The organism is uncultured Nostoc sp. (assembly GCF_964245575.1).
GTDB lineage: Bacteria > Cyanobacteriota > Cyanobacteriia > Cyanobacteriales > Nostocaceae > Nostoc.
Genome location: NZ_CAXTNP010000363.1, coordinates 1 through 6,666, shown reverse-complemented (window position 1 = coordinate 6,666; position 6,666 = coordinate 1). Strand labels below are relative to the sequence as shown.

5 protein-coding genes are annotated in these 6,666 nt (G+C 43.8%); 3 read left to right on the top strand and 2 right to left on the bottom strand.

What is annotated here, in order from left to right:
• Positions 1-23: 23 nt before the first annotated feature.
• Together ACFFAP_RS34390 and ACFFAP_RS34385 are read right to left on the bottom strand one after the other, a co-directional pair.
• The gene (locus ACFFAP_RS34390; protein WP_375515414.1) at positions 24-1,895 is read right to left on the bottom strand and encodes a glycosyltransferase; all 1,872 of its coding nucleotides are present in this window, start codon (positions 1,893-1,895) and stop codon (positions 24-26) included.
• Between the two features lie 102 nt (positions 1,896-1,997).
• Positions 1,998-3,242 carry a glycosyltransferase gene (locus tag ACFFAP_RS34385; RefSeq protein ID WP_375515413.1) on the bottom strand — a complete coding sequence of 415 codons (1,245 nt, stop codon included), beginning with the start codon at positions 3,240-3,242 and terminating at the stop codon, positions 1,998-2,000.
• A 958-nt stretch (positions 3,243-4,200) separates the two neighbouring features.
• Between ACFFAP_RS34385 and ACFFAP_RS34380 the strand changes: the two genes are divergently transcribed.
• From ACFFAP_RS34380 to ACFFAP_RS34370, 3 genes are read left to right on the top strand one after another with little or no spacing between them, the layout of a single operon-like run.
• Positions 4,201-5,124, top strand: coding sequence for an energy-coupling factor ABC transporter permease (locus ACFFAP_RS34380; RefSeq protein WP_375515412.1), 924 nt, complete (start codon positions 4,201-4,203; stop codon positions 5,122-5,124).
• Positions 5,117-5,770, top strand: a complete 654-nt coding sequence (locus ACFFAP_RS34375; protein WP_375515411.1) for an energy-coupling factor transporter transmembrane component T family protein — start codon at positions 5,117-5,119, stop codon at positions 5,768-5,770. Before ACFFAP_RS34380 ends, ACFFAP_RS34375 begins: the two co-directional genes overlap by 8 nt.
• A gap of 29 nt (positions 5,771-5,799) precedes the next feature.
• Complete coding sequence (locus tag ACFFAP_RS34370) at positions 5,800-6,564, top strand: energy-coupling factor ABC transporter ATP-binding protein (RefSeq protein ID WP_375515410.1); 765 nt, start codon at positions 5,800-5,802, stop codon at positions 6,562-6,564.
• The last annotated feature ends 102 nt before the right edge of the window (positions 6,565-6,666 follow it).

Sequence of the window (6,666 nt, the reverse complement as noted above, 5' to 3'; positions counted from 1 at the left end):
GTCCCCAGTCCCCAGTCCCCACCTTATTGACAATGATAAAGTTTATATTCGTAGCCATCTATGCTAGGCATTGATTGAGTATCAGACCTAACGCATGTTTTGACGGTTTCTGCCATGGGTGCGTGAAAGTTTACCAGCCACAAGTCAAAAGGTCGTGGTAATTTATTTAAAGTATTTTCCAGAGCAATGGTGGAAGTATTCGGGTCTTTGTCTTGATGAGCAAGGACAAACAGAGGTTTTTGGAGTGAATTTGCAAGTTTAATCTCCCTAGCTACTCCCATCATTTCCCCAGTCTGTACATAGGTTTTGTGGGTGGTGGCAATTAGTACTGGTGTTGAGGATGTTTGTTGAATTAGTTGCACAAACAGGTCAGGGCGATAATATTTTTGATAGCCGAGATTGCAGATTACTGTAACTGCACTGGCAAATCCCATTAGCCAAATTAACATTACGGCTTTTTTACCGTTTATTCCCCATTTACCTATGCTTTTTATCCCATTTTTCCCTTGTTCTCTTTCCATCAATTCCTTGGGAGGATGCCAGCAAACCGCGAGGCTTGCGCCTAGTAAAACAACGATCGCAGGAAAGTAAACAAAGTTATATCTAGCGCCTCTAGTCAGGTCAATACCTAAAAAGTACGTAAAGATAAAGAATAAAGCGATCGCACTGACCGCTACTCCAGCAAACACCTGAATCATAATCCGGTTTTCTCGGTGCTGTAGTTGAATCTTGATCCCACGCAGCAAAATTGGAACTGCCCAAATAAAGAAAGTCAGCATCACCACTCCAGAAGGAATCACAACTAATAGCTGTGAAGATTCAACTGGTAATAGGGAAATCATTGCAATCAATGTTCCTAAAGCTTGAAAAATTGGGCTTAACCAATCTAGTCCAACGCGCGAACCTCGAATCCACTCGGTCAAATTCTCACGATTTTTATTCTCTAATAAGATTGGTATCCAAATTAAACCCGCCACACAAGTACCTACAGCAACGGCATAGATGCGCCGCCAAGGAGGAGAGAAGAAAAGAGAAAATTTGCTGTTAGTTTGCAATTGAAGCCAAGCAAGAAAAATCAAAACTACGGCTTCTGTGCAGAGGGTGAGGGTGAAGAAATAATGAGTAGCAAACCCTAAAGCATTAATTCCTACCCATAAAAGTGCTACCCATATAGGTAAAGGTGTACGGTTTTGAATATGACGTGTGGCAATTACTAAGCAGGTCAGGGAACCAATTACCCATAACATTGCCAAAGTGTAATGACGCGCTTCTTGTGCTAAAAATACGCCGTAGGGTGATACTGCCATCATGGCAGCAGTCAAGTGTCCCACTAATTTCGAGCGAAACGCTACCCTACCTAATACGTAAGAACACGGAATGGATGTAGCACCGATTATCGCTGGTAGTGATCGCGCCGCAAACAGCGATACTAATCCTCCCTCGCTCTTAAATAATTTCATCCACAGGTAAGCCAGCACAAAATACAGTGGTGGATGATTATCTTGTGTAACTAAGTTATGAACCACATCACCAATACTAGCTGCTGGGTTTGGTTGCAGTGGTTGCAATAGGATATCAGGCGCGATCGCTTGATCTAGGGGAACTGCTAAAAAAGTATTCCCCAAGCTAAACACCAAGGTGGAAAACTCATCAGTCCAAGGAGGTTTTGCAGTCAAGTTTGCAAACCGCAAGCTAATGCCGATGAGCAACCAGATCAAGTTCAGCAAGGGGTGAAGCCACCAAGAAGGGAGGCGAAACTGCCAATTATGCCAATGCTGGCGTTTTGAGGTAGAATTTGCATCTTCTACTATGGGCACGGAACGGGCAGCAGATGCAGGTAGCAACGAGATAATTTTTTTGTAAAAATAAAATGCACCTTGGAAAAAAACTCTCATTGCCGGGCCTCAGACGAATGGATTTGTAGATTTGACGTTTTAGATTTCAGTTCGTTCTAAAGTCTAAGAACAAAAATCAAAATCTCAAATCCCTCGTTGTGATTATTTCACATCGGTGACGCGCCAGCTAAGTTTCAAATTAATCCAGAAATTCCAGATGGTAGCAATTGCGATCGCAATAAAGTTGGCAATATAACGGTTAGGAATAAGAAAATTGAATACCAAATTTAATATCAGTACATTCAATACCAGTCCAGCAAGACAAATGGCGTTGAATTTCACAAACCGCTTCAGCCGTTGCTGCCATCCTTGCTGTCTGGCGCTGACATCCGCAAATGTCCAAGCGTCATTCCAGAAGAAATTATTTAAAATTGCAATCTCACCAGCAACAATTTTGCTGCGCGTCAGTGGCCAAGCCAAGGTAGTCGGATCACTGAGCAAGTAAAGTATTGCCATATCCACAAATACGCCACTAAAGCCAACCAACCCAAAGCGGACGAATCGACCAACTGGGAAATTGACTTTTCTACGCAATCGTCCTACCCGTCCTGTGGAGAGCCGTAACCGTACCAAGTGGTGGATGTAATCTATATATTGCTTCCATGTAACTTTACTCTCACCCTCTTTGCGTTCGCAGAACACATACCCAACTTCGGCAACTTGGCCTACCTTTCCTCGTCCAATTACTTCTAGGAGAATTTTGTATCCAACTGGATTAAGTGTTGCATTTGCGATCGCACTCCGGCGCACCATAAAATAACCACTCATGGGGTCGGAAACTCTTCCCAGTACCCCCGGCAAAATCACCAAGCCCAACAACTGAGCGCCACGAGACAAGATACGCCTAACAACACTCCAGCTACTGACGCCGCCTCCGTCCACATGGCGACTGGCTACTGCCAAATCTGCTCCTTGATCAACACTACGCAACAGTTGCGTCAGCACCTCTGGTGGATGCTGCAAATCTCCATCAATCACCCCCAACACACTCCCGGTAGCTGCTTGCCACCCACGAATCACCGCACTTGATAGCCCCCGTTCCTGTTGGCGTCGCATCACCCGCAACTGGGGGTATTCTGCGATCAAAGATTGTGCTATTTCCCAAGTTCGGTCTGGGCTATCATCGTCTACCACAATCAATTCATAGTTTCCTGGAATAGATTCATCCAGTAACTGAGTTAATATGCTGACTACATTCTTGATGTTGTCACGTTCTTTATAAGTAGGAATTACTAAGGAAAGATGGATAGATTCACCACTTGTACCCACTTCGTTAGGGGGCAACTCTGAAATCTTTAGTGGGCCAGTTGGTACTGTTAACAGGGAGTTGGATGAGTTTGTCTTCATAATTTCACATTACAGAACGAGGATGTGTAAAAACCGAGAGAAACAAAGCCGAACATCTGCTGGCTTAATTGACTAAACCTAGTTAGTCCAAATTTGATGAATACTTTTATTACAGTTAGCTGTTTTGAAAAGTTTAGTAATTCTGGCGCCTCAATTCAAAATATTTTCCTAAACTTCATCTAAACTTTACATTTAACCACTTAAATTTATGGTACTTTTTAGTCCTTTTTAATATATTTTTTTATACAAACAATCAATACTGTATCATTAAGTTAGCAAAGTCAGCAAATATACACTTTACCCTAACTATCTAAAGACTTTTTAGTATTAGTAGGTCTAATCTACCAATCCGAAATCATTCGTGAGAAAATAGTAGCTGTAGGGTGGGTTACAAAGACAGTAACCCACCATTTGAGAATTTGGGTGCGTTACGCTGACTACACGAGCTTCTAATTATTTGCACTTACTTACTAAGTACTGGTTCACAAAATCTGAAAATTGGTGGGAAACAAGAAACTGGTAAATCCGAATCAAGAGCTAATTGCATTCTGAATCCTGAACTCTGACTTCGGAATTCTTCGTAAGAGCAGCAAAGCAATTCAAAATGAACGCGAACAGCGTCTCGTAGAGAAGAAAGGCAATCCTAGCCAGCCTTTTGGCGATTGAAAATATGCAAATTAAATGCATGTTACCTTATTAAAGTCAAGTTTTTTCGACTTTTTCAAGAATTTATCAACATTTAGCGATATATATAAAAATAAAGTTAACAAAAATTAATAAGATAGGAAATAAGTATACTATTTAGCAGCCATTGGATAGTAAATATCTCGAAAGTAACAGCATAAAATTCCCCAAGAGGGCATTGCAAAAAAGGTGAAAATTTTGTTTGTTATTAATTTCATTCCTTTGTTTTATTGCTTGTATTGAGTAAATAAACGTCTATTGTACAGGGTAGATCATGCATATTCCTGATGGATTTGTTTCTGTTCCAGTGGCAGGGGCTACTGGTTTAGCGAGTGTAGCAGCACTATTTATTGCCTTCGAGCGATCGCAAGAGGCTTTTGGTATCCGCCGTGCGCCCATACTGGGACTAACTACCGCCTTCATTTTTGCCGCCCAGATGATCAATTTTCCGGTAGCAGGGGGTACTAGTGGTCACTTGTTGGGGGGAACCTTAGCTGCGATCGTTTTGGGCAGTCCGTGGGCAGGAACGTTGTGTATCGCCACAGTTTTAATTATTCAAGCTGTGCTATTTGCTGATGGTGGCATTACAGCCTTGGGAGCGAATATTTTGAACATGGCAGTAGTTGGTGTTTGGGTTGGCTGGGTTTTAACCCAAACCTTGCAGAGGCTGTTTGGGGGGTCTAAAGGGCGCTTACCTTTAGCTGCTGGCATTGCAGCTGGTGTAAGTGTAGTGGTAGCTGCTGTAGTTTGTGCCATTGAGTTAGCCCTTTCAGGAACTGCACCCGTAGCCATAGTTTTACCAGCTATGACTGGTGTGCATATTCTGATTGGCATTGGCGAAGGGATAATTACTGCGGGTGTGCTGACTTATTTAGCCAGAGCCAGACCAGATTTGTTACCAGGGGAACAGCAGGAGTTTCGCGGTTGGTCTGTACCCATTGTCACCATTTTCTTGATTGCGGGAGTACTGTCACTCTTTGCCTCAGCATGGCCTGATGGTTTGGAGAAAGTCGCCGAAAACACGGGCTTCATCGACTTAGCCAGTAAAGTACGAGTAATTGTGCCGACTCCCTTAGCTGACTATGGTATTGAGGGTTTGGGGCCAATTGGCAGCAGTATCGCTGGGCTTTTGGGAGCTGCGGTTTGCTTTGCTGTTGCCTTTGGAATTGCCAAGGTAGTGAAAGCGAAGAATGCTTAAACTTTCCTTACCGTTACGTTTGCAACTGTCACTAGTGATTGTAATGGGAGCAGCTTTATTAAAGCATCATGCTTGGTATTGCTTAGGTGTATATGGCGCGATCGCACTTTTGTGGGCTTGGCTGTTGCGCGTACCAATTCGCCGCTTGGGAGGATTACTCGGTACAGAATTGATTTTTTTGTCATTGCTGGCATTGCCCTTGGGATGGGAGCGAGCTAGTTTTTTGCTAGTTCGTTCTTTAGTTTGTCTGGTTACCATGAATAGTTTTTTGTTAACCTTACCGCCCCATAGTTTCGGCATCGCCCTCAAAGGCTTACCCGTACCAGCACCTTTAAAAGAAAACTTGTTATTAGCTGGTCAATATATGGAAATTTTGCTCTCAGAAGTGACGCGGATGCAGCGCAGCGCTCAATTACGCGGTCTGACTGGAACTGCGGCATGGCTGCGCTACGCCAGTGCTGCCATGATTGGAGCCTTGTATCTCCGTAGTCTAGACAGGGCAGAACGAGTCTATGCGGCAATGGTAACTCGTGGTTACAACGGGCAATTGCCCATAGATTCTACCCTTAGACCAAAAGAGCGTTTTGCCATACTAGCAGCTTGGGCGATCGCTGCTGGTGTAACTATAACTTCTTACAGAATTTAGCGCAGTTGTGAATATTGAGTTTGTGAATCTTGAAATCTTTAACTTCTAATCCCCAACCATCAACCCATAACCCCCACGCCGCCGTAGTCGAGGTTGAGAACCTGGTGTATGCTTATTCTCGCCAGGAGCCAGTATTACAAGAAATTTCTTTTACCTTAAATCCAGGCGATCGCGTGGCGTTGATGGGAGCAACTGGTTCTGGAAAAAGCACCTTGCTGGAGAACCTGATCGGCTTAAAACAACCGCAAACTGGGAAAATTACGATAAATGGCATCCCGGTAGAACCGAAAACTCTACCCCAAGTACGTCGTCAAATCGGCTTTAGCTTCCAAGATGCCAACGACCAACTATTTATGCCCACCATCTTAGAAGATATCACCTTTGGGCCACGCAACTATGGAATGTCACCAGCCCAGGCAAGCGATCGCGCCCGGCAATTATTAGCTGATTTTGGTCTAGAAGCCTACGCCAATCGTTCCGCCCACGAACTCTCTGGTGGACAAAGACGCTTGGCCGCCCTAGCCGCGATTTTAGCCCTAGAACCGACAATTCTAATTTTGGATGAGCCGACTAACGGTCTTGATCCAGCATGGCGGCGTCATTTGGCGCAAGTGTTGTTAAACTTACCCGTCCAGGTGATATTAATTGCTTCTCATGACCTACATTGGTTAGGCAGAGTTACTCAGCGTGCTTTGGTACTGTCTGGTGGTCGCATTCAAATAGACAGCAATATTCAGCCACTTTTGCAAGATGGTGCTACTTTAGACCAGTTGGGTTTGCCGATAGATTGGTAATTCCAGCAGAGAATGGCAAGCAGTGAGCAGAACAGTGGAGTTCAAAAACTCATTAATGAGTATCAAAGGTGGATTCATCCAGTTCAAAGACTCATTAATGAG